This is a genomic window from Stenotrophomonas sp. 2619 (assembly GCF_040548725.1).
In the GTDB taxonomy this organism is placed as follows: Bacteria; Pseudomonadota; Gammaproteobacteria; order Xanthomonadales; family Xanthomonadaceae; genus Stenotrophomonas; species Stenotrophomonas maltophilia_AP.
This window is the reverse complement of sequence record NZ_JBEPSF010000021.1, coordinates 33,603-58,519: the sequence shown is the minus strand read 5'-3', so window position 1 is coordinate 58,519 and position 24,917 is coordinate 33,603. Positions and strand designations below refer to the sequence as shown.

Sequence of the window (24,917 nt, the reverse complement as noted above, 5' to 3'; positions counted from 1 at the left end):
TAACTAGCGCCCCCGAACCAACGATGGAACGACGCGTGAAGAAGGCAGGACGATGGGGGCTGGCGCTGTTGATGCTGGTCGCAGCGCTGTGGGTGACCGGCCTGTTGGCCTATCAGCTGCCCGGGCCGGGCTGGCTGCGCTGGGTTGCCATCGCAGGGTGGGCGGCGTTTGCAGTGACCACCGCGCTGGGCGTGGCGCGTGCACGGGCCGGGCGCTGGCCGGGCGCGGTGTATATGGGCGCGCTGGTGCTGTGCGGCGTCTGGTGGTTGCTGCTCACCCCACGCCAGGACCGGGTCTGGGCCGACGACGTGGCGCAACGGCTGAAGGTGGTCGAATTCGACGGCACCCACGTGGTGCTCGACAACGTGCGCGACTTCACCTGGCGCAGCGAGGACGACCACGACGTGCGCTGGGTGCGTCGTAGCTATGACCTGGACCAGCTGCGCTCGGCCGACCTGGTGATGTCGTACTGGATGGGGCCGATGATCGCCCACACGCTGATCTCCTTCGGCTTCGCCGACGGTCGCCAGCTGGTGTTCTCGCTGGAGATCCGCAAGGAGCGCGGCGAGTCGTTCTCGGCGCTGGGCGGGTTCTTCCGCAAGTTCGAAATGACCCTGGTGGCTGCCGAAGAGACCGACATCATCCGCGTGCGCAGCAACGTGCGTGGCGAAGATGTGTACCTGTACCGCCTGCACGGCATGACCCGCGAACAACTCAAGGGGCTGTTCGTGTCCTACCTGGGCGAGGCGCGCAAGCTGGACGCGGCACCGGCGTTCTACAACACCCTGACCAGCAACTGCACCACCATCGTCTACGAGCTGGCCAAGCAGATCGCCCCCGGCCTGCCGCTGGACTACCGGCTGCTGGTGTCGGGGTATTTCGCCGAATACGCACGCGACCTGGGCGTGCTCACCCCCGGCGTGGATTTCGCCACGCTGAAGGCGCGGGGCCGCATCACCGACCGCGCACGCGCCGCCGGCAACGACCCGGCCTTCTCGCAGGTGATCCGCCAGGGCGTGCCGGGCATGCAACAAGGAACCGCACCATGACCGTGCCCCACACCTTCCCCCGCCGCCTGCTGCCGCTGCTGGCGGTGGTGCTGTCGCTGCTGCTGTCCAGCGGCTGCGCCATGGTCACCATGAAACAGGTGGCGCCCACCGACTACCTGGCCAACAAGCGCGGCGACGTGCTCACCTCGGGCAAGCTCAGCGCGGCATCGCAGGAAACCCTGAGCGTGGTCGGACTGGACGAGGACCTGTGCGCCAAGGACGTGGCCACCTGCCAGAAGACCCTGGAAGACACCGCCGTGCTGCCGGAAGAACAGCGCCTGTCGGCACTGTCGGAGTTGTGGGTGAAGACCGCACTGGGCCTGAGCCCCAAGCCGAAGGACCGTGACAAGCACCCGATGAGCGACGCGGCGCTGGATGCGTGGCTGGAAGCGGCGCGTTACGCCTATGCCTACCTGTTCTTCAGTGGGCGCACGCCGTCGGACCGAGCCTTCGAAGACCGCCAGACCCAGGTGCGCGACTACTACAACTACGCCGCCGAGCAGACCGCGGCGGTGGTGTTCAAGCGCGCCCGCGAGAGTGCGCTGGAGGGCGAGGACTACAACGCCCCGGTGGCCGGCGAGCGCTGGACGCTGACCTCGGACTTCGACGAACTGCGCATGCCCAGCATTCCCACCCGCATGGTGTCGGCCTCGTCGGTGAGCTTTGCCGGCCTGCGCAGCACCTACCGGCGCGATGGCTTCGGTGCCGAGCTGGTGGTGGTGATGGACCCGCCCAAGCTGGTGGCCGCGGCGGACGGGACCAAGGCGGAGATTCCGCAGTACAGCGAGATGTCGGCGATCAACGCCACCGCGCTGCTGCGCTTCAAGGGCGACAGCCTGCAGCAGGTGCTCGACACCACCCAGGTGCTGTTCGACGTGTATTCGCCCGAGTCCACCGAGCGCGTGGATCTGCACGGCGAAAAGGTGCCGTTGGCCGGCAACTTCACCGCCGCCTACGGCATGTGGCTGGCGCAGTCGGGGTTTGCCACGCAGTCGCTGCGCACGCTGTTTGGCCTGAGCGAAGGCATCGGCGAACCGCACATGTACCTGATGCAGCCGTGGGACCCGAACCGCCGCATCATCTTCATGCTGCACGGCCTGGGCAGCAGCCCCGAGGCGTGGGTGAACGTGGCCAACGAGATCATGGGTGATCCGGAGCTGCGCAAGCACTTCCAGGTGTGGCAGGTCTATTACCCGACCAACGCGCCGATTGCGTTGAACCGCTTCGAGATCGACGCGGCGTTCGACAACACGCTCAAGCATTTCGACCCGACCGGCAGCAGCCCGGCGTCGAAGGACATGGTGTTCATCGGCCATAGCATGGGCGGGGTGCTGGCCCGCTTGTTGGTGACGTCCTCCGGTGACGTGCTGTGGAACGACCTGCTGGCCAACTACGACCTCAAGGGCGAGCGCCTGAAGCGGGTGCAGGCCAAGCTGGGGCCGCTGCTGCATTTCAACGCCGAACCGAACGTGGAACGCGCGATCTTCATCGCCGCCCCGCACAAGGGCACCGACATCGCCGGCAACCGGCTGGGGCGGTTGATCGGGCGCCTGGTGCGCCTGCCGATCACCATCCTGGGCAAGTTCGATGATGTCTTCCAGACCCTGCAACAGTCCGAGAGTCAGTCGGCGCAGCCGACCAAACTGCAGATTCCCAACAGCATCGACAACCTCAAGGCCAGCGACCCGTTCGTGAAGGCGGCCGGCGCGTTGCCGATCATGCCGGGGCTGAAGTACCACTCGATCATTGCCCAGCGCAAACCCGACGTGCCGCTGCAGCAGTCCGACGATGGGCTGGTGCCGTACTGGAGCGCGCACCTGGACGGCGCGGTGTCGGAGAAGGTGATCATCTCCGGGCACAGCGTGCAGGAAACCCCGCAGGCCGTGCTGGAAATCCGCCGCATCCTGCGCGAAGACCTGAAGGACGTGGGCGACACGCACCCGTGACCCGGGCCTGATCGGCGTCGTGCACCGCCATGTACGCACCCGTAGAGCGGGGCTCTGCCCCGCTGCCCGTCAGGCGGTAAAGCGCAGCCGCGTAGAGCGGGGCTCTGCCCCGCTGAGCTTCGCACGGGAAGCAGCCGCGTAGAGCGGGGCTCTGCCCCGCTGACCTTCGCACGGGAAGTAGCCGCGTAGAGCGGGGCTCTGCCCCGCTGACCTTCGCGCCGGAAGCAGCCGGGCAGAGCCCGGCGCTACGGTTTCGGACGGCAGCCGGGCAGCGCCCGGCGCTACGGGGCGCGGGATTCAGATCCGCCGTGCAACGACCACGCTGCTTACGGCCAGCACCAGCATGATGGCGTAGGTGAGCAGGTAGCCCAGCATCACGTTGCCCTGCAGGAACAGCGCGAACAACGAGCCGGAGATCGCCAGCGTGGTGGCCACGCCCAGCGCTTCGCTCAGCTGCAGCGCCGAGGTGTTGGCGCCCTGCTGCGCCGGCGGCGACAGCGACAGGGTCAGCACCGACAGGCTGGGGTAGATCAGGCCCATGCCGAAGCCGGTGAGTGTCCAGCCGGCCAGGGCGAACCACAACGGCGTGGCCGGCTGGATCGCCAGCGAGGTGGCGACGATGCCCACGCACATCAGCAACGCGCCGGTCACCAGCAGCTGCGGGCGCGTCCAGCCGCGCTGCTGGTGGCCCTGCAGCCAGGAGCCGCTGAACCAGCCCAGCGCGCCCAGGCTCAACGCCACCCCGGCCAGCAGCGGGCTCAGCCCACGTTCGCGCTGCAGCAGCAGTGGCAGGAAGGCTTCGCAGCCGAAGAAGGCGGACGCGGCGATGCCGCGCAGCGCGATCACGCTGGGCAGGCCCCGGCGCAACCGCAACGTGCCGGTGGGCAGCAGTTTCCAGCTGCACAGCGCCAGCAGTGCCAGCGCCGGCGCCAGCAGCGCCAGGGCGGTCCAGCCCTGTTGCTGGCCGCCGATGTACAGCAGCAGCGCGCCCGCAGCAGCCCCGATCGCCCAGCGGATGACGCGGTCATCGCTCCGTGCCGATGGCGGCGGCGCGCCCACGTCGCGCAGCGCCGGGCGCAGCAGCAGGGCCGCCGGCACCGCCAGCAGCGGCACGATCAGGAACACCCAGCGCCAGCCCAGGTGCTGCACGATCAGCCCGCTGATGCCGGGGCCGATCAGCGAGGGCACCACCCAGCCGGCCGAGAACGCCGCGAAAACCCGCGGGCGCATGGCCTCGGGAAAGGTGCGCCCGACCATCACGTACAGCGACACCGAGACCGCACCCGCCCCCAGCCCCTGCAGCAGCCGGCCCACCACCAGCTGCGGCATGGTGTGCGCGAAACCGGCCAGCAGCAGCCCGGCGATGAAACAGACCAGACCGAGCCACAGCGGGCGCGCCGGCCCCAGCCGGTCGCTCCAGCGCCCGGCCAGGGTCATGCCGATCACGCTGGTGGCCAGGGTTCCGCCGAATGCCAGCGCGTACAGGCGCAGGCCGTCCAGGTCGTGGGCCACCGTGGGCATCGCGGCGGCCACGGCCAGCGCTTCGAAGCCGTACAGCGAGACCAGCGCGACCATGCCGATGGTGGTAGCGCGGTAGCGGGGTGACAGGATCGACGGCGTTGGCACGTCGGCGGGGGCCGCGGCGGCGGCGGTTACATCGGAAGACATGCGGGGTACCAGGCAGCGGACGGGCAGGGCGTGCTTGCAGCGCATCCCCGCGTCACGCAGGATGCCACCTGAACCATGGTTGAGGTCAAGCAGTGATCGCGCAGGAACTGAGTGTGGGCGAAGTGGCCAAACGCAGCGGGGTGGCAGTGTCGGCGCTGCACTTCTATGAACGCAAGGGCCTGATCCGCAGCCTGCGTACCGCCGGCAACCAGCGCCGGTTCGCGCGCGATGTGCTGCGCCGGCTGGCGGTGATCCGCGTGGCGCAGCGCGTGGGCATGCCGCTGGAGGCGGTGGCTACCGCCTTTGCGGCATTGCCGGAGAACAAGACACCGACCAAGGCCGAGTGGGCGCGGATGTCGGCGCTGTGGCGCAGCGAGCTGGACCAGCGCATCGAGCAGCTGTTGCTGCTGCGCAACCAGCTCACCGATTGCATTGGCTGCGGCTGCCTGTCGTTGAAGCGGTGCCGGCTGGCCAACCCGGGCGATGCGCTGGGCGACCAGGGCGATGGACCGCAGCGTTGGGGGTGAGGGGGTGTCGGTGCCGTTCCACCGGGCCCGGTAGGTATCGACCTTTGGTCGATACGTGGGCGGGCGAGGAGCCGGCCAGCGGCCGGCACTACCGATCGATACGCGTCATCTGCCCGGCGCCGCGTCTCACCACACGTTGAACACCTGTCCGCTCTGCACACCTTCCACGCTGCGCTGGTAGGCCAGCGACGCGCGCTGGGCGGTGACGGCTTCAAAGCCGGGGAAGTACGCGCCGTAGTCGGCCAGCGATTCGACCAGCACATTCGGGCTGACCACGTTGATGCGCAGTCCGCGTGGCAGCAGCTCGCAGGCGGCGCCGCGCACGAAGCCCTCCAGCGCGGCGTTCACCGCCGTGGCATTGGCACCGTCGCGGATCGGCTGGGCGCTGACGATGCCGCTGGTGAGGGTGATCGAGCCGCCGGCAGTGAGGTGGTGCTGGGCCGCCAGCGCCAGCCGCACCTGGCCCAGCAGCTTGTCCTGCAGGCCCACGTTGAACTGCGCCGGGGTCATGGTGCCCAGCGGGCCGAAGTGCAGCTTGCCGGTGGTGGCCACCACCGCGTCCACCGTGCCCACCTGGGCGAACAGGGCCTGCACGCTGGCATCGTCGGTGAGGTCCACCTGCACGTCACCGCCATGGCGGCCGGCGCGGATCAGCTGGTGATGGGTGCCCAGGGTCGCCGCGACGGCCTGGCCGAGGGTGCCGCTGGCACCAACGAGAAGAATCTTCATGCGGGAGGCTCCAGAAAAGGACGTGCGGCCAGTCTGCGCCTGCGGCGGTGGTTCGGTAACCGGGGTATGCTTTGTAGATTGCAAACTTGTGGTTACCAATGGACACCTTGCGCTGCATGCAGGCCTTCGTGGCCGTGGTCGAACACGGTAGCTTCAATGCCGCCGCCGAGCAGTTGGCGGTGTCGTCGGTGATGGTCGGCAAGTACATCCAGCAGCTGGAAACGCACCTGGGCGTGCGCCTGCTGCAGCGGAACACGCGCCGGCAGAGCCTGACCGACGCCGGGCGCAACTACCTGGCCGGCTGCCGCAGCGTGCTGGAACAGGTGCAGCAGGCGCAGGCCAGCGTGGCCGGCCTGCAGGCCCAGCCCCAGGGCCTGTTGCGGATCAGCGCGCCGGTTACCTGGGGCAGCTGCGTGCTCGCGCCGCTGGTGGCGGAGTACCTGGCCGCCTATCCGCAGGTGACGGTGGAGCTGGACCTGAGCAATCGCCGCGTCGACCTGATCGAGGAGCAGTTCGACGCGGTGGTTCGGATGGGCCGGCTCGGTTCGGCCGAATGGGTGGCGCGGCCCTTGCCGCCGTACGCAATGCAGATCTGCGCCGCGCCGGCTTACCTGCAGCGCAAGGGCATTCCGCAGCACCCCGGCGAACTGCGCGACCACGATTGCCTGACCCACGTGGCCTGGCGCGGGGGCCATGGCTGGCGCCTGCGCGGGCATCCCGAGCAGGACTGGTCGGAGCACTCGCGGCTGCTGTGCAACGACGGCGACGGCCTGCGCCGCGCCGCCCTGGCCGGCGCCGGGCTGATCCTGCAGCCAGCGGTGCTGCTGGCCGACGACATCGCCAGTGGGCGCCTGCAGCCGGTACTCACCGAGTACCTGCCCGAGCCGCGCCCGCTGCACCTGGTGTACCTGCCTGACCGCCGCCCGCGGCCGAAGTTGTCCAGCTTCGTGGATTTCCTGCTCGACCGGCTGACCCGGTAGAGCCACCCCATGGGTGGCTGTCGCGCGATCACGGGTTCCGTAGCCACCCACGGGGTGGCTCTACCGTGGGTTCGCGGCCGGGTAGAGCCACGCCATGGGTGGCTGTCGTGCGATCAGGGGGTTCCGTAGCCACCCACGGGGTGGCTCTACCGTGGGTTTGCAGCCGGGTAGAGCCACCCCATGGGTGGCTGTCGCGCGATCACCGGGTTCCGTAGCCACCCACGGGGTGGCTCTACCGTGGGTTCGCGGCCGGGTAGAGCCACGCCGTGCGTGGCTGTCATGCGATCACGGTTCCCGTAGCCACCCATGGGGTGGCTCTACCGTGGGTTTGCAGCCGGGTAGAGCCACGCCGTGCGTGGCTGTCGTGCGATCACGGTTCCTGTAGCCACCCATGGGGTGGCTCTACCGGTTGCCGGGGGGCTCAGTCGTTCGCGGCCGAGAGCGCCTGGCCGCGCCGGGTCGCCGCGTCGATCGCGCGCGCGACGATGGCCTGGAAACCGTCGGCCTGGAAAGATTCAATCGCCGCCTGGGTGGTGCCGTTGGGCGAGGTCACCCGGCGGCGCAGTTCGGCCGGGGCGTCACCGGATTCGTCGAGCATGCGGCTGGCGCCCAGCAGGGTCTGCACCACCAGTGTGCGTGCCGCCTCGGCCGGCAGGCCCTGGGCCACGGCGGCCGCTTCCATCGCCTCGGCCAGCAGGAACACATACGCCGGGCCACTGCCCGACACCGCGGTGACCGCGTCCATGCGGGCTTCGTCATCGATCCACACGGTGCGCCCGGCGCTGGCCAGCACGGTATCGGCCTGGGTTCGCTGCGCCTCGCTCACCGTCGCGGTGGCGTACAGCCCGGTCACGCCCGCACCGAGCAGGGCAGGGGTGTTGGGCATGGCCCGCACCACCGCCGCGGTGCCGCCCAGCCAGCGTTCCAGCTGCGCACTGGTGATACCGGCGGCGATGGAGACCACCAGCGGCTGCCTGGCACCGGCCAAGGGCACGAGCGACGCACACACATCGCGCAGCACCTGCGGTTTCACCGCCAGCACCCAGACGTCGCCCTGCGCCGCCGCTTCGGTGGCGCTGGCGTAGGTCTTCACGCCGAAGTCGGCGGTCAGTTGTTCGCGCAGCTCGGTGACCGGCTCGGCCACGTGGATATGCGCGGGCGCAACGCCCTGGCGGACCAGCCCGGCGATCAGGCTGCGGGCCATGTTGCCGCCGCCGATGAAGGTAAGTGTGATGGTGCTCATGCAATCTCCGGGTGGTACACGTGAAAGGAAGTCAGGCCGGGCGCGGGCGCGCGCCGAACAGGGCCGTGCCGACCCGCACCAGGGTGGCGCCCTGGGCGATGGCCTCGGCGTAGTCGCTGCTCATGCCCATGGACAGCGTGTCCACCCGTGGATGCGCTGCGGCCAGTGTGTCGAACAGCGCACGCATGCGCGCGAACGCCTGCTGGCGGCGCTCGGCCTGGGGCCACGGGGCAGGAATGGCCATCAGCCCGCGCAGCTGCAGGCGCGGCGCGGCAGCGATGGCAGCGGCCAGCGCAGGCACGTCCTCGGGGGCGCAGCCATGCTTGCTGTCCTCGTCGTCGATGTTGACCTGGATGAGCACGTTCAACGGGGCCAGCGCCGCCGGCCGGTGCGCGGCCAATGCCGCCACCAGCTTGGGACGGTCCACGCTCTGCACCCAGTCGAACCGCTGCGCGGCCAGCTCGGCCTTGTTGGACTGCAGGTGGCCGATCAGGTGCCATTCCAGCCCCAGCGCCGCCAGTGCGTCGATCTTGGCCACGGCCTCTTGCACGTAGTTCTCGCCGAACGCACGTTGGCCCTGGGCGGCCAGCGCCGCCACCGCCTCGGCCGGCTGGGTCTTGGAGACCGCCAGCAGCAGCGGGTCTGGCCGCCCGGCGGCGGCAGCCGCGTTGTGCAGGTTCAGCAACAGCGTGGACAGGGGCAGCGCGGACACGGGCGTTTTCCGGTAGATCAGGAACGCTATACTGCCGCCCGGGGAAAGAACCTTCCAGTCGCAGCAGTCATGGGGAGTAGCAGCGCATGGATATCGCCGAGCTGTTGGCGTTTTCCGTAAAGAACAAAGCGTCGGATCTTCATCTGTCGGCAGGCCTGCCGCCGATGATCCGCGTTGACGGCGATGTCCGTCGCATCAACATTCCGGCCTTGGACCACAAGCAGGTGCATGCGCTTGTGTACGACATCATGTCGGACAAGCAGCGCCGCGATTACGAGGAATTCCTCGAGGTCGACTTCTCGTTCGAGATTCCGTCGCTGGCGCGCTTCCGCGTCAATGCGTTCAACCAGAACCGGGGTGCCGGTGCGGTGTTCCGTACCATTCCCTCGGAAGTGTTGACGCTGGAAGACCTGGCCGTGCCGCCGATCTTCCGCGAACTGATCGACCAGCCGCAGGGCCTGATCCTGGTCACCGGCCCGACCGGTTCGGGCAAGTCGACCACGCTGGCGGCGATGATCGACCACATCAACAAGAACGAATACGGCCACATCCTCACCGTCGAGGATCCGATCGAATTCGTGCACACCTCGCAGAAGTGCCTGATCAACCAGCGCGAAGTGCATCGTGATACGCACGGCTTCAACGAAGCGCTGCGCTCGGCCCTGCGTGAAGACCCGGACATCATCCTGGTCGGCGAATTGCGCGATCTGGAAACCATCCGCCTGGCGCTGACCGCCGCCGAAACCGGCCACCTGGTGTTCGGCACGCTGCATACCAGTTCGGCGGCCAAGACCATCGACCGCATCATCGACGTGTTCCCCGCCGGCGAAAAGCCGATGGTGCGCTCGATGCTGTCCGAGTCGCTGCGCGCGGTGATCTCCCAGGCCCTGTTGAAGAAGGTCGGTGGCGGGCGTACCGCTGCATGGGAAATCATGGTGGGCACCCCGGCCATCCGCAACCTGATCCGCGAGGACAAGGTGGCGCAGATGTATTCGGCCATCCAGACCGGCCAGCAGATGGGCATGATGACCCTGGACCAGCACCTGCAGGACCTGGTCAAGCGCAGCCTGATCACCCGCAACCAAGCGCGCGAGTACGCCAAGGACAAGCGGATTTTCGAGTAAGGGTAGTGCCGGCCGCTGGCCGGCTCCTGAAAACCTTCGGAGTACACCGCGATGAGCACCACGACCATCGACTTCACCTCGTTCCTCAAGCTGATGGCGCACCAGAAGGCGTCGGACCTGTTCATCACCGCGGGCATGCCGCCGGCGATCAAGGTCAACGGCAAGATCTCGCCGATCACCCAGACCCCGCTCACGCCGCAGCAGAGCCGCGACCTGGTGCTCAACGTGATGACGCCGGCCCAGCGCGAAGAGTTCGAGAAGACCCACGAGTGCAACTTCGCCATCGGCCTGTCCGGCGTGGGCCGGTTCCGCGTGAGCTGCTTCTACCAGCGCAACCAGGTAGGCATGGTGTTGCGTCGCATCGAGACGCGCATTCCCACCGTGGAAGAGCTGAGCCTGCCGCCGATCATCAAGACGCTGGCGATGACCAAGCGCGGCATCATCCTGTTCGTCGGCGCTACCGGTACCGGTAAATCGACCTCGCTGGCGGCGATGATCGGCTACCGCAACCACAACTCGACCGGGCACATCATCACCATCGAAGACCCGATCGAATTCGTCCACAAGCACGAGGGCTGCATCATCACCCAGCGCGAAGTGGGCATCGACACCGACAGCTGGGAAGCGGCGCTGAAGAACACCCTGCGCCAGGCACCGGACGTGATCATGATCGGCGAGGTGCGCACCCGCGAGGGCATGGACCACGCCATCGCCTTCGCGGAAACCGGCCACCTGGTGCTGTGCACGCTGCACGCCAACAACGCCAACCAGGCGATGGACCGCATCATCAACTTCTTCCCCGAAGACCGCCGCAACCAGCTGCTGATGGATCTGTCGCTGAACCTCAAGGGCGTGGTGGCGCAGCAGCTGATTCCCTCCCCGGATGGCAAGTCGCGCAAGGTGGCGATGGAAATCATGCTGGGCACGCCGCTGGTCCAGGATTACATCCGCGATGGCGAGATCCACAAGCTCAAGGAAGTGATGAAGGAGTCGGTGCAGCTGGGCATGCGCACCTTCGACCAGAGCCTGTTCGAGCTGTACCAGGCCGGTGAGATCAGCTACGAAGACGCACTGCGCTACGCCGATTCGCAGAACGAAGTGCGCCTGCGCATCAAGCTGTCGCAGGGCGGCGACGCACGCACGCTGTCGCAGGGCCTGGACGGGGTGGAGATCTCCGAAGTCCGCTGACCGCACCGGGCGCGCACGACGCGCGCCCTTGCCCCCGCCCGCCCCGGTGCGCCGGGCCGCGGGGGGATCTGGAAAAACCCCCGGCGCTCTGCGATAGTCGCGCCGTCCCGGATTCCCGGGATACAGGGGGCGCCGGCACCTCGCCGGTAGATGCATTGCAGGTGATCCGCATATGGAAGTGGACGATCCTTACCGTGCGCCGGCAACGATGCCGGTCGCAGCACCACCGTTTTCCCCGGCACCCCGCATCGCCACGCGCGATGTGGTCGCTGCCGCGTACTACTCACCGCCCACGCTGAAACTGGCCTCGCTGTCGCTGGTGACGCTCGGGCTGTACCCGTTGTACTGGTTCTGGCAGAACTGGCGGGCGATCAAGCGCGAAACCGGCGGCACCCAGTGGCCCTGGGCGCGCGCCCTGTTCGCCCCGCTGTGGTCGTTCCTGTGTTTCAGCGACCTGCGTGACATCGCGGTCAGCCGCCGCCGCGAACTGGCCTTCGCGCCGGGCCTGCTGGCGGCCGTGTACTTCCTGCTCAACCTGGGCGGACGCCTGCCGGGCGGCATGGGGCTGGTGTCGTTGCTGACCTTCGTGCCGATCCTGCCGATCAACAGCCTGCTGCGGCGCTACCACCGCGAGGAAGGCGTGGACATGCAGCGCATGGACCGTTTCGGGGTGTGGCACATCCTGTTGCTGCTGTTCGGCGCGGCGTTCCTGCTGCTGGTGCTGTTCGGGCTGTCACTGCCGGACACGGAGCGCTGAGGCAGGCATGGAGGCAGTGCTCAACCACGTCCTGATCGACTATGAGAACGTGCAACCCAAAACACTGGCTGCGCTGCGCGGGGCCTCGTTCAGGGTGCTGGTGTTCGTCGGGGTTTCGCAGGCAAAAGTCAGCATCGAGGTGGCCGAAGCGCTGCAGGCACTGGGTCCCGGCGCGCGTTATGTGCGGTGCAGCGGCGCCGGCTCCAACGCGCTGGATTTCCATATCGCCTTCTACATAGGCGAGCTGTCCAGCAAGGGCCCGGAAGACCATTTCCACATCGTATCCAAGGACACAGGGTTCGACCCGCTGGTACACCATCTGCGCGCACGCGGCTTGCGGGTGACGCGCTCACCGTCGGTGGAAAGTCTGCCAATGCTGCGCGCTGCCGAGCAGAAAGCTGCCAAGGCTTCCGCCGCTGTGCAGAACGGTGCGGCTGCACAGACCGGCGGGCCTGCCGTGGCCATCGCACCGATCAATCGCGTGGTAGAAGCGCTTCGGAAGCAGGGCTCCAAACGCCCGGCTTCGCCGAAGACCCTTCTCAACGCGATCGGCGCGATTTACCAGGGGGCAATGCCGGTCGCTGAGCGTGAGCATCTGGTCCAGCAGTTGCAGCAACGGGGCTGGGTCAGGATCCACGGGAGCAAGGTTACGTACGCGCTGCCTGCATGAAGCGTCTACGCATGGCGCTGGATTGATGAGCCAGGTTCATCACCACCAGCGATCACGCCGGTTCTCTTCCTGCCGTCGGGCGGTTCAAGATGGGCATCCCCCATCAATGCCGACCCCGCCGGCAGGAGCATTACCATGCAGACACGAGAACTGGGCAACAGCGGCCTGCGCGTTTCCGCGCTGGGCCTGGGGTGCATGGGCCTGAGCTTCGGCTACGGCCCAGCCACCGACACCGATACCGCCACGACCCTGCTGCACGCCGCCGTGGAGCAGGGCGTGACCTTCTTCGACACGGCCGAGGTGTACGGCCCCTTCCGCAACGAAGAACTGCTCGGCCAGGCGCTGGCGCCGTACCGCGACCAGGTGGTGATCGCCACCAAGTTCGGGTTCAAGGACGGCCACGCCGACGCCGGGTTGGACAGTCGTCCCGAGCGCATCCGCGCGGTGGCCGAGGCCAGTCTGCAGCGGCTGCGCACCGACCGCATCGACCTGTTCTACCAGCACCGCGTGGACCCGAATGTGCCGATCGAAGACGTGGCCGGCACGGTCAAGGAGCTGATCGCCGAAGGCAAGGTGAAGCACTTCGGGCTGTCCGAGGCCGGTGCAGACACCATTCGCCGCGCGCACGCGGTGCAGCCGGTGGCCGCCCTGCAGAGCGAGTACTCGCTGTGGTGGCGCGAACCGGAGCAGAGCGTGCTGCCGGTGCTGGAAGAACTGGGCATTGGCTTTGTGCCGTTCAGTCCGCTTGGCAAGGGTTTCCTGACCGGCGCGATCAACGCTGACACCGCATTTGCCGCCGACGACTTCCGCACCAGCGTGCCGCGCTTCGCCGCCGAGGCGCGCCAGGCCAACCAGGTGCTGGTCGACCGCATCATCGCGATTGCCGCCGCCAAGGGCGCAACGCCCGCACAGGTGGCGCTGGCCTGGCTGCTCGCGCGCAAGCCGTGGATCGTGCCGATTCCGGGCACCACCAAACTGCATCGCCTGCAGGAAAACCTCGGGGCGGCCGCGCTGCAGCTCAGCGCCGACGACCTGCAGCAGATCGGGGTAGCGCTGGACAGCATCGCCATCGTCGGCGACCGCTACAACGCGGCGCGGCAGAAGCTGGTTGCGCGCTGATTCCCGTGCCAGAGGGGCGCACGACCAACGGTCGTGCGCTACCGCGCCCGGGTACGACCGTTGGTCGGTACCCCAATCACCCAAACACACCGGGTAGGTACCGACCAGTGGTCGGTACACCCCTCATCCCCGAATAAACGCCAGAAGGTCCCGGTTGATCACCTCGGCATGCGTGGTGCACATGCCATGCGGATACCCTTTGTAGACCTTCAACGTACCGTGCCTGAGCAGTTTGATCGCCAGTTCGGCCGAATCGGCGATGGGCACGATCTGGTCGTCATCGCCATGCATCACCAGCACCGGCACATCGATCTTCTTCAGGTCCTCGGTGAAGTCGGTTTCCGAGAACGCCTTGATGCAGTCGTAGTGCGCGTTGACCGCACCCATCATGCCCTGGCGCCACCAGTTGTCGACCACGCCCTGCTGCACCGGCGCGCCGTCGCGGTTGAAGCCATAAAACGGAATGGGCACCTCGCGGTAGAAGTTCGCGCGGCCGGCCAGCAACTGGGCGCGGAAACCGTCGAACACTTCCTTCGGGGTGCCCCCGGGATTGGCCTCGCTCTTGATCATGATCGGCGGCACCGCCCCGATCAGGACCGCCTTGGCCACGCGGCCGGGCCTGGCCTGGGCCACGTAGTGCGCCACTTCGCCGCCGCCGGTGGAATGGCCCACGTGCACCGCATCACGCAGGTCCAGGTGGTCGGCCAGCGCGGTGACGTCGGCTGCGTAAGTGTCCATCTCGTGGCCGCCGCTGGTCTGCGAGGACCGGCCGTGGCCACGGCGGTCGTGGGCGATGACCCGGTAGCCCTGCAGCAGGAAGAACTGCAGCTGGGTATCCCAGTCATCGGCACTGAGCGGCCAGCCGTGATGGAACACGATGGGCTGGCCCTGGCCCCAGTCCTTGTAGAAGAGCTGGGTGTTGTCGGCGGTGGTCAGGTAGGGCATGACGCGGACTCCTGCAGGGGAAGAGGGGAGGGTGCGGAGGTACCCTGGCATGCTGGGCAGCGGGGTGTTCAGCGGGCATGAAAAGTCCTGTCGATTTCGCGCCCGCTGCCGCGTCATACACAGAGAGCGCCGCCCTTCCGGCGGTGCGCCACCCTGCGAGGCATCCGTCATGAGCGATACCCCTACCCTGAAAGGCCCGGCGTCGTACTTCCCGTCCATCGAAAAGACCTACGGCCAACCCGTCGGCCACTGGCTGGCGCTGCTGGTGGCGCAGGGCGGGCTCAAGCACATGGAACTGGTGGCCTTCCTGAAGACCGAGCACGGGCTGGGCCATGGGCATGCCAATGCGCTGGTGGCCCATCACCTGGCCGCTGCACGCGCCGGTTGAGCACGGCGGGCCGGCGACAGTGGCATGCTGTGCGGCCTTGCCGCCGACCGGAGTCGTGCCGCGATGCCGCGCTTTACCGAACTACGCGTGCAGTCCAGCCCCGCGGTCACCCGCGCCGGGCGCGTGCTGGAAGGCTTTCCCTTCAGCGCGGACGCCTACCATGTGGCCGCGCTTTTCATGGCCGCGCTGCCACGTGACTACGTGCTTGATGGCGCCAGCCTGCTGACCCTGCAATGCGGGCCGCACGGCGATGACCCGGTCTACCAGCGCTTCCCCGGGGCCAGCGTGGTGTGCGTGGACCCATTCGATTTTGCCGCTTACGCCAACAGCGACCCGGCAACCCGCGAGCGCGCGGTGCTGGCGCTGATCGAGCAGCACGGGCTGGCGCTGATCGACCGCGTCGGGGCCGATCCCACCCCGTGGCGGGCGGCCGCCGCGTTGGTACGCGCACAGGGCTTCCAGCGCGAGGACGAGGTGGCACGGCTGGGCCGCGCGCTGCCGGGCCGGGCCGGCTGGATCCGGGTCTACCGCGGCCTGGCGGCCGGCGTTGGCGAGCGGTGGCAGGCGCGTGTGCTGGACCGCGGCGGGGCGGTCATCGCCTGCCACCCGATGCGCAGCCCGGCCGCGCTGGACCAGCGCGACTGGTTCAAGCGCTCGGCCTGGGAGCAGGGCGTGTTCGTGGTGCGCCAGCGCCTGGGCGAGGCGGTTTTCACGCTGGAGCCGCCCAGCGCGGCGGGCCCGGGCAGCAGCTGGATGGCTCTCTGAATGATTTCACCTGCAACTGTCACGCTGATCGTGTCTAATACCGCTCCCCACGCACAGCCCCCACCCCCATGTCCCTTGATTCCCATGGCCCCGCGCCGTGCGACGACGCCGACGGCCACCTGGTCACCGCTGGCCCGCTGACCCCGCCGCCGGACAGTGCCGGCACCGTCGCCGATGAAAAAGCGCTGCGCCATTCGGTGGCCGAGGACGTGCAGGGCATGATCCTGGCCACGCTGGTGGCCTCGCTGGGCCTGGCCATCTTCGCCAAGGGCGGGTTGATGATCGGCGGCATGGCCGGCTTGGCGTTCCTGGCGCACTACGCCTTCGACTGGAACTTCGGGCTGGTGTTCGTGCTGGTCAACCTGCCGTTCTACTGGGTGGCCGTGCGTCGGATGGGCTGGGAGTTCACCCTGAAAACGTTCGCGGCGGTCACCGCGTGCGGCGCGCTCACCGACCTGCTGCCGCGCTGGGCCGATTTCGCCCATATCGCCCCGCTGTATTCGGCGCTGGTGGGCGGCGCGCTGGCCGGCCTCGGCATCCTGTTCTACATCCGCCACCGCGCCAGCCTGGGCGGCATCGGCATCCTGGCGGTGTACCTGCAGCGCACCCGCGGCTGGAGCGCCGGCAAGGTGCAGATGTCCTTCGACACGCTGCTGATGTGCGTGGCGTTCTTCGTGCTGTCCCCGTCGCAGGTGATGTATTCGGCGATCGGCGCGGTGGTGCTCAGCCTGGTGCTGATGTTCAACCACCGCCCGGGCCGTTACATGGGGGTGTAAGGCCCTGCATCACCCGGTAGGCGCCGAGCGTTGGTCGGCACGCAGGCGTTGCAGGCGCGCGTACACCGAGCAGTCCGGGCTGTGCGCGCCGGGCAGGTAGCCCAGGCTCATCAGGAACTCGCCGGTGATCTCGCCGCCGGTGAAGCGGAACGTCTTCTTGAACAGCTTCACCCACGCCGCCTTGTCCTGCGGGTGGTGCGCATCCAGCCACGCCGCGAAACTGCCGTGGCTGGCCCGCAGCTGCTGGATCACCTGCGCGTTGTGCACCGCTGCGTGCACCTTGAGCCGGTTGCGGATGATGCGGGCATCGTTGAGCAGCCGCTCGATGTCGCGCTCGCCGTAGGCGGCCACGGTGTCCACGTCGAAGCCGGAATAGGCCGCGCGGAAGCCCTCGCGCTTCTTCAGGATGGTTTCCCAGCTCAGGCCGGCCTGGTTGATTTCCAGCAGCAGCCGTTCGAACAGCTCACGCTCGTCGCGCTGCGGGAAGCCGTATTCGTGGTCGTGGTAGTGGCCGTGAACCGGGTGGCCGGGGGCGATCAGGCAGTAGCCGCTCATGGGCGTGATTCCTTGTAGGCGGTTTCATCGATGGTCTGGGGCGGGCCGCCATCCACGGACAGGCGGGGCCAGCGCGGTGCCTGCAGGTGCAGCTGGCCGTCGCGCAACGCGGTGTTGTTCCGGGCGATGCTGGTCGTGCCGTCCGCCTCCGGGAAGGACACCCTGCCGACATCCTCCCATTGGCCCTCGCTGCGGGCATGCACCCGGCAGTAGGGGTGCCGATGCGGCGACAGGTTGCACAGCAGCACCTCGTCCACACCGTCGCTGTCCAGGTCGCGGCGCAGCACCACGCAGTCCTGGCCCACGTCCAGGCAGTCGCTGGTGGCCAGCGTGCGCGCCAGCACGGCCTGCCACCAGTCCGGGTCCGGGGTGGGCAGGCCCTTGGCGACGGTCAGCTGACGCTGTAGCGCGGGGAGGTCGGCGATGCCATCGTCGATGTCGCCCAGTTGGTTGTCGCGCCCCCATCGCGTGTCGCGGGCCAGCGCGGCCGCGATCACGCCGGCAGCGCGTGCATCCTGGCTGAAACGAGGGTCGCGCTGCAGTGTCTTGAGTGCCTCCACGCCGTGGCGGCCGTAGGCGAAGCGCAGTGCGGTGGCCTGCTCGGCGTCGATCGCCGGTGCCAGGGCCTGCACGCGGGTGAGCTGGCTGGCGGCGCTGATCCGCAGCGGGTCGAGCAGTGGCGAGTTGGCCAGCACCGCGCTGGCCAGCACCGCCCAGCACATCCAGCGGTTCACCGGTTCAAGCCGCTGCAGCCAGCGCGCGCCCGGGCGCAGCACCGCCAGCGCATAGCCCAGCGCGTAGCCGCACACCAGCACCGCCACCAGCGCGCCCCAGAAGCGTTCCGGGGTCCAGCCGTACTGGGCGATGCGCAGGCCCATTGCGTACAGCGCCACGGCGGCATAGACCGGCAACGCCAGCAGGGCCGCCTCGACCAACCGGCGCAGCCAGGCCGGGTAGGGCGGCTGGTCGCTGTCGTGCTGGTAGACCGCGTTGACGAACACCACCAGCAGCAGCGACAGGGTGATCAGCAGGCTGGCCGCCGAGCGGGTACGCCACAGCGGCTCGAGCCCGGTGAACGGCAGGCTGAGCACGAACAGCAGCGCAATGAAGGCCAGCAGCGGCAACAGCCCGCGCCCCACCGCGAACAGCACCGAACGCACCATCTGGATGGCGCGGTGCTGGGTTCGCCCGATCAGCACGCCAAAGCCGAACAGCGTGCCGGTGGCCAATGCGATGAAGGCGCTCTCGCGGAACAGATCACGGAAGAAGCGGATATCCACCAGCTGGAACAGCGCCGCCCACAGCCACAGCAGCAGCCAGGTCAGCCCGGTGAAGGCCACCGCCAATGCCAGCGTCAATCCGTTCTGCCAGGCGTGCTCGAACAAGGCCGCGTAGGGCGCGCGCCAGTGGCCGTGCTGCAGGCGGAACTGCCACCACGGCAGGCTCACGAACACCGCGATGGCCATGCTGACCGAGAACGGCCATAGCACGCCGCTCTGCTCCAGCCCCGTGGCCCCGCCACCGAGCGTCCAGCCGATGCCGCTGGCCAGGGCCAGCACCAGCAGCGAGGCCAGCCCGGCGTGCAGCCACAGGCGTCGGTCGCGCAGCTGCACCAGCGTCAGGGCCACGGCGGTGGGCACACTCAGCACCCAGGCATACCAGCACACGCGGTGGCCGAGATCGTGGAAGGGCCAGCGGTCGGCGGTTTCCTGCGCGGCGTACAGCATCAGCCCCTGCAGCAATGCGATCAGCACGATGGCGCTGCGCGAGGTGGTGGGGAGTGCAGGGCTGGCAGTCATGCGGTGCGGTCCTTCCTTGAAGGCCTGCATCCTAGCAGCGCTCACGCCCGTGCCCCGGGCCCAGCGGGTAGAATGGGCGCATGTCCGAGCTCTCCACCTCCCTCGCCCATCACCTGCTGGTCGCGCTGCCCTCGCTGACCGATCCCACCTTCGCGCGCAGCGTGGCGCTGATCTGCCAGCACGACGACAACGGTGCCATGGGCGTGCTGGTCAACCAGCCGTCCGAGTACACCCTGGGCGACGTGCTGGCGCAGATGGAAATCACCACCGACAGCCCCGACCTGCGGGGCCAGATCGTGCTCAACGGCGGCCCGGTGCATCCCGAGCGCGGCTTTGTCATCCATGACGATGCGCGCAGCTGGGATTCCAGCCTGGCCGTGGGCGAGGGCGTGTACCTGACCACTTCGCGCGACATCCTCGAAGCGATGGCCCGCGGCGAAGGCCCGCGCAACGCCCTGGTCACCCTTGGCTGCGCCGGCTGGAGCGAAGGCCAGCTGGAAAGCGAGCTGGGTGAGAACAGCTGGCTGACCGTGCCGGCCGATAGCGAACTGCTGTTCAGCACGCCGTTCGAACAGCGCTGGCAGGGCGCCGCCTCGCGCATTGGCGTCGACCTGTTCCTGCTCACCGATTACAGCGGCCATGTCTGAGCCCGCCGTGCCACCGCCGGCTGCTGGCGCCCCCGGCACCATCCGCCGCGATGGCACCGTGCTGGGCTTCGACGTCGGCTCGCGCCGCATCGGCGTGGCCATCGGCAGTTCGTTCGGCACCCACGCACGCGCGATCGCGGTGGTGGATGTGCACGGCAACGGCCCGGACTGGGCCGCGGTGGAGCGCCTGATCAAAGAATGGCGGCCTGACGGCCTGGTGGTGGGCGACCCGCTCACCCTGGACGGCCAGGACCAGCCCAACCGCAAGCGTGCGCAGGGCTTTGCCCGCCAGCTGCGGGAGCGTTTCAAGCTGCCGGTGGTGCTGGTCGACGAGCGCTCCAGCTCGGTCGAAGCCGCCCGCCGGTTTGCCGTCGAACGTGCCGAAGGCCGCAAGCGTCGCCGCGATGCCGCCACCCTCGACGCCGTGGCCGCCGCGGTCATCATCGAGCGCTGGTTGTCCTGCCCGGACGATGCCACCCCCGTTTCCTGACTCACAGACCCCCGCCCATGACCGCTTCGCAACTTGATTCCGATGGACGCCTGCGCCACCTGCTGACCCTGGAAGGTCTGCCCCGTCAAACCCTGTTGCAGCTGCTCGACCGTGCCGGCCAGATCCGCGATGCGGCCGTGGGCCGGGTGGGCAACAAGCGCCACGTGCTGGGCGGCTCGGCGGTATGCACGCTGTTCTTCGAACCGTCCACGCGCACCCGCAGTTCGTTCCAGCTGGCCGCGCAGCGGCTCGGCGCGGACGTGCTGAATTTCGACGCCTCGACCTCGTCCACGCGCAAGGGCGAAACCGCCTGCGACACGCTTAAGAACCTGGAAGCGATGGGCGTGCGCGGCTTCGTGGTGCGCCACCCCGATGATGGCGCCGTGGCGGCACTGGCGGCAGCCGCCGGCGAGGGCACCGCACTGGTCAACGCCGGCGACGGCCGCAGCTCGCACCCGACCCAGGGCCTGCTGGACATGCTGACCCTGCGCCAGGCCAAGGGCAGCGATTTCTCGAAGATGAAGGTGGTGATCGTCGGCGACGTGAAGCACTCGCGCGTGGCCCGCACCGACCTGCACGCCCTGCGCACGCTGGGCGTGGGCGAGATCCGCGTATGCGGCCCGCAGTCGCTGCTGCCGGACGACGACACCCTCAAGGGCTGCATCGTCGGCCAGGATTTCGACGCCATGCTGGAAGGCGTGGATGCGCTGATGATGCTGCGCCTGCAGCGCGAGCGCATGGAAGAGGGCCTGGTGCCGTCGATCGAGCAGTACCACGCGCAGTACGGTCTGGACGCCAAGCGCCTCAAGCGCGCCGGCAGCGATGCCGCCGTGCTGCACCCGGGCCCGATCAACCGCGGCGTGGAAGTCACCGACGAGGTAGCCGACGGCCCGCAGTCGTGGGTGCTGCGCCAGGTCGCCAACGGCGTCGCCGTGCGCATGGCGGTGTTGGAGACGTTGTTGGGGTGAATCCCAAACGGGTAGTGCCGGCCGCTGGCCGGCTCTCAGCCAGCCACCCGCAATGAGGTAGTGCCGGCCGCTGGCCGGCTCTGCAGCAAACCATCCGCAATGAGGTAGTGCCGGCCGCTGGCCGGCTCTGCACGAATCCATCGGTATGAAGAGCCGGCCAGCGGCCGGCACTACCGTTGTGTCCGCGAGGAGCCGGCCAGCGGCCGGCACTACCGCTGTGTCCGCGAGGAGCCGGCCAGCGGCCGGCACTACCGCTGTGTCCGCGAGGAGCCGGCCAGCGGCCGGCACTACCGTTGTGTCCGCGCGGAGCCGGCCAGCGGCCGGCACTACCGTTGTGTCCGCGAGGAGCCGGCCAGCGGCCGGCACTACCCGGTCCACAGGCTCCAGGCGTACGGGTAGTCCTCGACCTGCTCGCTCAGACCTGCCCGGACGGGATTGCCCAAGATGTACATCGCGTGGCGATGCAGCGATTCATCCGACCGTACGGCGTGATCGTGATAGCCAGCCTGCCACAGCGCGCCACCTCGACCGAGCGCTCGGTTGATGGCCAGGGCACTCGACGATTTGAAACGGCGCGCGATGCCTGCCAGCGGCTGGCTCCCGAGTTCCACCAGCCAATGCACATGATCGGGCATCACCACCCAGGCCAGTGACCGGGCGTAACCACGTTGGTCGATGTCGCGCAGGTGGTTCATGGCGATGGCCGCCAGGTTGGGATCATCAAACCAGCGGTGTCGGTTGTGGCACACCATCGTCAGGGTGTACGCCTGTCCGGGAAGCGAACAACGGCCGATGCGCAGTCGGGAAGAGCTCATGGGGCATGGTGATTGATCGTCCAGCGCAAGGGTGTCAGGCAAACGCGCACGCGTCGGTGGTGCAACACCCCGGCAATGCAGGCCGCCGGCCGCAAAAGCGTAGTGCCGGCCGCTGGCCGGCTCCCAGCCAACCAACGGTAGTGCCGGCCGCTGGCCGGCTCTGCATGAATCCAGCGGTATGAGGAGCCGGCCAGCGGCCGGCACTACCGGGTTGGATTGTGAGGAGCCGGCCAGCGGCCGGCACTACCGGGTTGGATTGCGAGGAGCCGGCCAGCGGCCGGCACTACCGGGTTGGATTGCGAGGAGCCGGCCAGCGGCCGGCACTACCGGGCTGGATTGCGAGGAGCCGGCCAGCGGCCGGCACTACCGGGTTGGATGGCGAGGAGCCGGCCAGCGGCCGGCGTTACTCGGTTGCGGGATCCAGGAACCGGGTATGCGGCGGTATGTTCATCGCTTCTGCGTCCACAACCACGCCCACATCGCGTCATCGGCATACGTGGCATCCCACGCGTTGTGGTTGCCGTCCGGGTATTCGGTGTAACGCACGTCCTTGGCCCCGACCTGCGCGAAGGCAGCCTTCAACCGGCGGTCGTCTTCCGGCGGCACCACGTCGTCGCGGGCGCCATGGAACATCCAGATCGGGGTGTGTTTCAGGCGTTGGGCGATGGCGGCGTACGGGTCGGCTTCATGCGCCACGTCTTCCACGAACAGGGTCGGGCGCACCGCGCGCGGGGCCAGTACCGCGCCACATACCGGTACGATCGCGGCGAAGCGCTGCGGCGCGTCCAGCGCGATGTTCCAGCTGCCGTAGCCGCCCATCGACATGCCGGTGAGGTACTGGCGCTGCGGGTCGGCGTTGAACTCGGCCACGGTGGCATCCAGCGCGGCCAGCGCGGCGCGGTTGTTGCCGCCCGACCACTCGCCGTCGCCGGGTACCTGGGGCAGCACCACCAGCGCGGGGAAGGTATCGGCATGGCGGCGCAGGTAGGGCCCCAGCCCGGCCTCGGTCTGGGCCTGGTTGTCGTTGCCGCGTTCGCCCGAACCGTGCAGGAACAGCACCACCGGCAGACGATCGGGCTGCGCCCGCGCGCCGCGTGGCACGAAGACCTGGTAGTACGCGGTACGTCCGTCCACCTTCACGGCGCGGGCTTCGAAATGGCCCACCTCCTGGCGGGTCGGTGCACACCCGGCCAGCGTCACCATCGCCATTGCGCACAGCAGCCACCGCGCGTGTCGTCGTGCCATTGCCCATCCTCGACTGGAAACGTTTTCAGTCTAGGCGCCCCGGCGCGCCGGGGCATCGTGCAGTGCATCAGTCCGGGCGCGGCGCGGCGGCCAGGATCTCCATCTGCTCGATCGCCTCGGGGTGCCCGTCGGCCGCCGCCGCCTGTACCTGGGCCAGGGTAGGGTGGACCACCAGCAGGATCGGGTTTTCGCACTGCGGGCAGTCGAACTGCGCTTCGTCTTCGTGCAGTTCCATCGGCATCTGGCGCGCGCTGCCCTGCCATTCGCAGGCGGCGCAGGTATAGGTTGCGTCGCGCCAGCCGGGGACGAAGTAGTTGTCGAGGGTCACGGCCATGCGGGGTCCAGGGTCAGTGCAGCAGGATCAGGGTGGCCAGGCCCAGGAAGCTGAAGAAGCCCATCACGTCGGTGACGGCGGTCACCACCACGGTGCCGGCCACGGCCGGGTCGACGTTCATGCGCTTGAGCATCAGCGGCAGCAGTACGCCCGCCAGCGCCGCGGCGCAGAAGTTGATGATCAGCGCCAGGGTGATCACCAGCGACAGCAGGAAACTGTGGAACCACAGGAAGGCGATGATGCCCACCACCGTGCCGATCAGCGTGCCGTTGATCAGCGCCACCCGCGATTCCTTCCACAGCAGGATGCGCGCATTGCTCGGGCCCACCTGGCCCAGCGCGATGCCGCGCACCATCAGGGTCAGCACCTGCACCGCGGCATTGCCGCCGACGCCGGCCACGATCGGCATCAGCACCGCCAGCGCCACCACCTTCTGCAGGGTCAGCTCGAACTGGCCGATCACGCTGGCCGCCAGGAACGCGGTGCACAGGTTGATGCCCAGCCAGACCACGCGGCCGCGCACGGCACGCTTGATCGGCGAGAACAGATCTTCTTCTTCGTCCAGACCGGCCGCGCCCAACGCCTGGTGCTCGGCCTGCGACCGGATGATGTCGACCACGTCATCGATGGTGATGCGGCCGAGCAGGATGTTGTTGTCGTCCACCACCGGGGCGGACACCCAGTCATGATCGGAGAACTGCCGGGCCACTTCCTCGGCACCCTCGCCGACGTCGATGGCCGGTTGCTCGTCGTCGATCAGCCGGTTGATCGGGGTGTTGTCTTCATGGGTGACCAGCGCGGCCAGCGACAGCCGGCCCAGGTACTGGTGGCGGCGGCTGACCACGAACAGGTGATCGGTATGGTCGGGCAGTTCGCCGCGCAGGCGCAGGTAACGCAGCACCACGTCCACATTGACGTCGGCGCGCACGGTCACCACGTCCGGGTTCATCAGGCGGCCGGCGCTGTCCTCGGGGTAGGACAGCACCTGTTCAAGCCGCTCGCGGTTCTCGCGGTCCATCGACTTGAGCACTTCGTCGATGACCGTGTCCGGCAGGTCCTCGACCAGGTCGGCCAGGTCATCGATGTCCAGGTCTTCGACCGCGGCGATGATTTCGTCCGGGTCCATGTCGGCCAGCAGGCTTTCGCGCACTTCTTCGCCGACGTGGACCAGCACCTCGCCATCGTCTTCCGGGTCGACCAGGCCCCACACCACTTCGCGCTTGCCCGGCGGCAGCGATTCCAGCAGGTTGCCGATCTCGGCCGGCGCCAACGTGTTGACCAGCCGGCGCACCGGACCCAGTCGCCCGCTGTCCAGTGCATCGGACAACAGCCGCAGCTGGCGTGCCGTCTTGTCGTGGCGTACGGCTTCGGCCATGGGCAGCTCCTGCGGGAAAAGAAAAGGCCGCGATCCGGACAGGATGCGGCATGCGGGGTGGTCAGCGCGTCATTATCGCGTGCTTGTGTGTCAATCGGGTAGG

The 24,917-nt window shown here is 68.4% G+C and carries 26 protein-coding genes; 15 read left to right on the top strand and 11 right to left on the bottom strand.

What is annotated here, in order from left to right; all coding sequences use genetic code 11:
* Positions 1 to 71: 71 nt before the first annotated feature.
* Together ABIA71_RS18495 and ABIA71_RS18490 are read left to right on the top strand one after the other, a co-directional pair.
* Positions 72 to 1,049, top strand: coding sequence for an Lnb N-terminal periplasmic domain-containing protein (locus tag ABIA71_RS18495; protein ID WP_354287228.1), 978 nt, complete (start codon positions 72 to 74; stop codon positions 1,047 to 1,049).
* Positions 1,046 to 2,995 (top strand): esterase/lipase family protein, encoded by a 1,950-nt coding sequence (locus ABIA71_RS18490; RefSeq protein ID WP_354287166.1) that lies wholly within the window; start codon positions 1,046 to 1,048, stop codon positions 2,993 to 2,995. The genes ABIA71_RS18495 and ABIA71_RS18490 overlap by 4 nt, the downstream gene beginning before the upstream one ends.
* A 297-nt stretch (positions 2,996 to 3,292) precedes the next feature.
* Here the strand turns inward: ABIA71_RS18490 and ABIA71_RS18485 are convergent, their stop codons facing one another.
* Positions 3,293 to 4,663 (bottom strand): MFS transporter, encoded by a 1,371-nt coding sequence (locus tag ABIA71_RS18485; protein WP_354287164.1) that lies wholly within the window; start codon positions 4,661 to 4,663, stop codon positions 3,293 to 3,295.
* Positions 4,664 to 4,755: 92 nt separating this feature from the next.
* Here ABIA71_RS18485 and soxR point away from each other — a divergent pair, with 92 nt between their 5' ends.
* On the top strand, positions 4,756 to 5,190 hold the full coding sequence (gene soxR, locus ABIA71_RS18480) for a redox-sensitive transcriptional activator SoxR (RefSeq protein ID WP_181393942.1): 435 nt from the start codon (positions 4,756 to 4,758) through the stop codon (positions 5,188 to 5,190).
* Positions 5,191 to 5,316: 126 nt separating this feature from the next.
* Here soxR and ABIA71_RS18475 read toward each other — a convergent pair whose 3' ends face one another.
* Positions 5,317 to 5,919, bottom strand: a complete 603-nt coding sequence (locus tag ABIA71_RS18475) for a short chain dehydrogenase (protein WP_354287161.1) — start codon at positions 5,917 to 5,919, stop codon at positions 5,317 to 5,319.
* Between the two features lie 98 nt (positions 5,920 to 6,017).
* Here ABIA71_RS18475 and ABIA71_RS18470 point away from each other — a divergent pair, with 98 nt between their 5' ends.
* A complete protein-coding gene (locus ABIA71_RS18470) occupies positions 6,018 to 6,899 on the top strand; it encodes a LysR family transcriptional regulator (protein ID WP_354287159.1) in 882 nt (293 codons plus the stop codon).
* 421 nt (positions 6,900 to 7,320) lie between these two features.
* Here the strand turns inward: ABIA71_RS18470 and proC are convergent, their stop codons facing one another.
* Positions 7,321 to 8,142 carry a pyrroline-5-carboxylate reductase gene (gene proC / locus ABIA71_RS18465; protein ID WP_354287157.1) on the bottom strand — a complete coding sequence of 274 codons (822 nt, stop codon included), beginning with the start codon at positions 8,140 to 8,142 and terminating at the stop codon, positions 7,321 to 7,323.
* Positions 8,143 to 8,173: 31 nt separating this feature from the next.
* Positions 8,174 to 8,854 (bottom strand): YggS family pyridoxal phosphate-dependent enzyme, encoded by a 681-nt coding sequence (locus ABIA71_RS18460; RefSeq protein WP_354287155.1) that lies wholly within the window; start codon positions 8,852 to 8,854, stop codon positions 8,174 to 8,176.
* A gap of 86 nt (positions 8,855 to 8,940) precedes the next feature.
* Here ABIA71_RS18460 and ABIA71_RS18455 point away from each other — a divergent pair, with 86 nt between their 5' ends.
* From ABIA71_RS18455 to ABIA71_RS18435, 5 genes are all read left to right on the top strand, one after another.
* On the top strand, positions 8,941 to 9,978 hold the full coding sequence (locus tag ABIA71_RS18455; protein ID WP_038690018.1) for a type IV pilus twitching motility protein PilT: 1,038 nt from the start codon (positions 8,941 to 8,943) through the stop codon (positions 9,976 to 9,978).
* Positions 9,979 to 10,029: 51 nt separating this feature from the next.
* Positions 10,030 to 11,166, top strand: a complete 1,137-nt coding sequence (locus tag ABIA71_RS18450; protein ID WP_176991066.1) for a PilT/PilU family type 4a pilus ATPase — start codon at positions 10,030 to 10,032, stop codon at positions 11,164 to 11,166.
* 178 nt (positions 11,167 to 11,344) lie between these two features.
* Positions 11,345 to 11,923: a hypothetical protein gene (locus ABIA71_RS18445; protein WP_354287153.1), complete on the top strand. Its 579-nt coding sequence runs from the start codon at positions 11,345 to 11,347 to the stop codon at positions 11,921 to 11,923.
* Between the two features lie 7 nt (positions 11,924 to 11,930).
* Positions 11,931 to 12,593: a PIN domain-containing protein gene (locus ABIA71_RS18440; RefSeq protein ID WP_354287151.1), complete on the top strand. Its 663-nt coding sequence runs from the start codon at positions 11,931 to 11,933 to the stop codon at positions 12,591 to 12,593.
* A gap of 135 nt (positions 12,594 to 12,728) precedes the next feature.
* The gene (locus ABIA71_RS18435) at positions 12,729 to 13,712 is read left to right on the top strand and encodes an aldo/keto reductase (RefSeq protein WP_354287149.1); all 984 of its coding nucleotides are present in this window, start codon (positions 12,729 to 12,731) and stop codon (positions 13,710 to 13,712) included.
* Between the two features lie 123 nt (positions 13,713 to 13,835).
* On the opposite strand, the gene ABIA71_RS18430 is transcribed toward ABIA71_RS18435, so the two are convergent.
* Positions 13,836 to 14,657 carry an alpha/beta fold hydrolase gene (locus ABIA71_RS18430; RefSeq protein WP_354287147.1) on the bottom strand — a complete coding sequence of 274 codons (822 nt, stop codon included), beginning with the start codon at positions 14,655 to 14,657 and terminating at the stop codon, positions 13,836 to 13,838.
* Positions 14,658 to 14,826: 169 nt separating this feature from the next.
* Here ABIA71_RS18430 and ABIA71_RS18425 point away from each other — a divergent pair, with 169 nt between their 5' ends.
* From ABIA71_RS18425 to ABIA71_RS18415, 3 genes are all read left to right on the top strand, one after another.
* On the top strand, positions 14,827 to 15,045 hold the full coding sequence (locus tag ABIA71_RS18425; RefSeq protein ID WP_354287145.1) for a DUF4287 domain-containing protein: 219 nt from the start codon (positions 14,827 to 14,829) through the stop codon (positions 15,043 to 15,045).
* A gap of 63 nt (positions 15,046 to 15,108) precedes the next feature.
* Positions 15,109 to 15,810 (top strand): hypothetical protein, encoded by a 702-nt coding sequence (locus ABIA71_RS18420; RefSeq protein ID WP_354287143.1) that lies wholly within the window; start codon positions 15,109 to 15,111, stop codon positions 15,808 to 15,810.
* 68 nt (positions 15,811 to 15,878) lie between these two features.
* On the top strand, positions 15,879 to 16,586 hold the full coding sequence (locus ABIA71_RS18415) for a YitT family protein (protein WP_038690005.1): 708 nt from the start codon (positions 15,879 to 15,881) through the stop codon (positions 16,584 to 16,586).
* A gap of 9 nt (positions 16,587 to 16,595) precedes the next feature.
* On the opposite strand, the gene ABIA71_RS18410 is transcribed toward ABIA71_RS18415, so the two are convergent.
* Both ABIA71_RS18410 and ABIA71_RS18405 read right to left on the bottom strand, forming a co-directional pair.
* Complete coding sequence (locus ABIA71_RS18410) at positions 16,596 to 17,141, bottom strand: DNA-3-methyladenine glycosylase I (protein ID WP_354287140.1); 546 nt, start codon at positions 17,139 to 17,141, stop codon at positions 16,596 to 16,598.
* Positions 17,138 to 18,940, bottom strand: coding sequence for a DUF4153 domain-containing protein (locus ABIA71_RS18405; RefSeq protein WP_354287138.1), 1,803 nt, complete (start codon positions 18,938 to 18,940; stop codon positions 17,138 to 17,140). The genes ABIA71_RS18410 and ABIA71_RS18405 overlap by 4 nt, the downstream gene beginning before the upstream one ends.
* 80 nt (positions 18,941 to 19,020) lie before the next feature.
* Between ABIA71_RS18405 and ABIA71_RS18400 the strand changes: the two genes are divergently transcribed.
* From ABIA71_RS18400 to ABIA71_RS18390, 3 genes are read left to right on the top strand one after another with little or no spacing between them, the layout of a single operon-like run.
* On the top strand, positions 19,021 to 19,587 hold the full coding sequence (locus tag ABIA71_RS18400; protein ID WP_159495953.1) for a YqgE/AlgH family protein: 567 nt from the start codon (positions 19,021 to 19,023) through the stop codon (positions 19,585 to 19,587).
* The gene (gene ruvX, locus ABIA71_RS18395; protein WP_354287137.1) at positions 19,580 to 20,077 is read left to right on the top strand and encodes a Holliday junction resolvase RuvX; all 498 of its coding nucleotides are present in this window, start codon (positions 19,580 to 19,582) and stop codon (positions 20,075 to 20,077) included. Before ABIA71_RS18400 ends, ruvX begins: the two co-directional genes overlap by 8 nt.
* A gap of 17 nt (positions 20,078 to 20,094) precedes the next feature.
* Positions 20,095 to 21,045: an aspartate carbamoyltransferase catalytic subunit gene (locus tag ABIA71_RS18390; RefSeq protein WP_354287136.1), complete on the top strand. Its 951-nt coding sequence runs from the start codon at positions 20,095 to 20,097 to the stop codon at positions 21,043 to 21,045.
* A 365-nt stretch (positions 21,046 to 21,410) separates the two neighbouring features.
* On the opposite strand, the gene ABIA71_RS18385 is transcribed toward ABIA71_RS18390, so the two are convergent.
* From ABIA71_RS18385 to mgtE, 4 genes are all read right to left on the bottom strand, one after another.
* Positions 21,411 to 21,860, bottom strand: coding sequence for an REP-associated tyrosine transposase (locus ABIA71_RS18385; protein WP_354287135.1), 450 nt, complete (start codon positions 21,858 to 21,860; stop codon positions 21,411 to 21,413).
* 447 nt (positions 21,861 to 22,307) lie between these two features.
* Positions 22,308 to 23,105 (bottom strand): carboxylesterase family protein, encoded by a 798-nt coding sequence (locus ABIA71_RS18380; RefSeq protein ID WP_354287134.1) that lies wholly within the window; start codon positions 23,103 to 23,105, stop codon positions 22,308 to 22,310.
* Positions 23,106 to 23,172: 67 nt separating this feature from the next.
* Positions 23,173 to 23,439 carry a hypothetical protein gene (locus tag ABIA71_RS18375; RefSeq protein WP_038689991.1) on the bottom strand — a complete coding sequence of 89 codons (267 nt, stop codon included), beginning with the start codon at positions 23,437 to 23,439 and terminating at the stop codon, positions 23,173 to 23,175.
* Positions 23,440 to 23,452: 13 nt separating this feature from the next.
* A complete protein-coding gene (gene mgtE / locus ABIA71_RS18370) occupies positions 23,453 to 24,814 on the bottom strand; it encodes a magnesium transporter (RefSeq protein WP_038689989.1) in 1,362 nt (453 codons plus the stop codon).
* Positions 24,815 to 24,917: the final 103 nt, after the last annotated feature.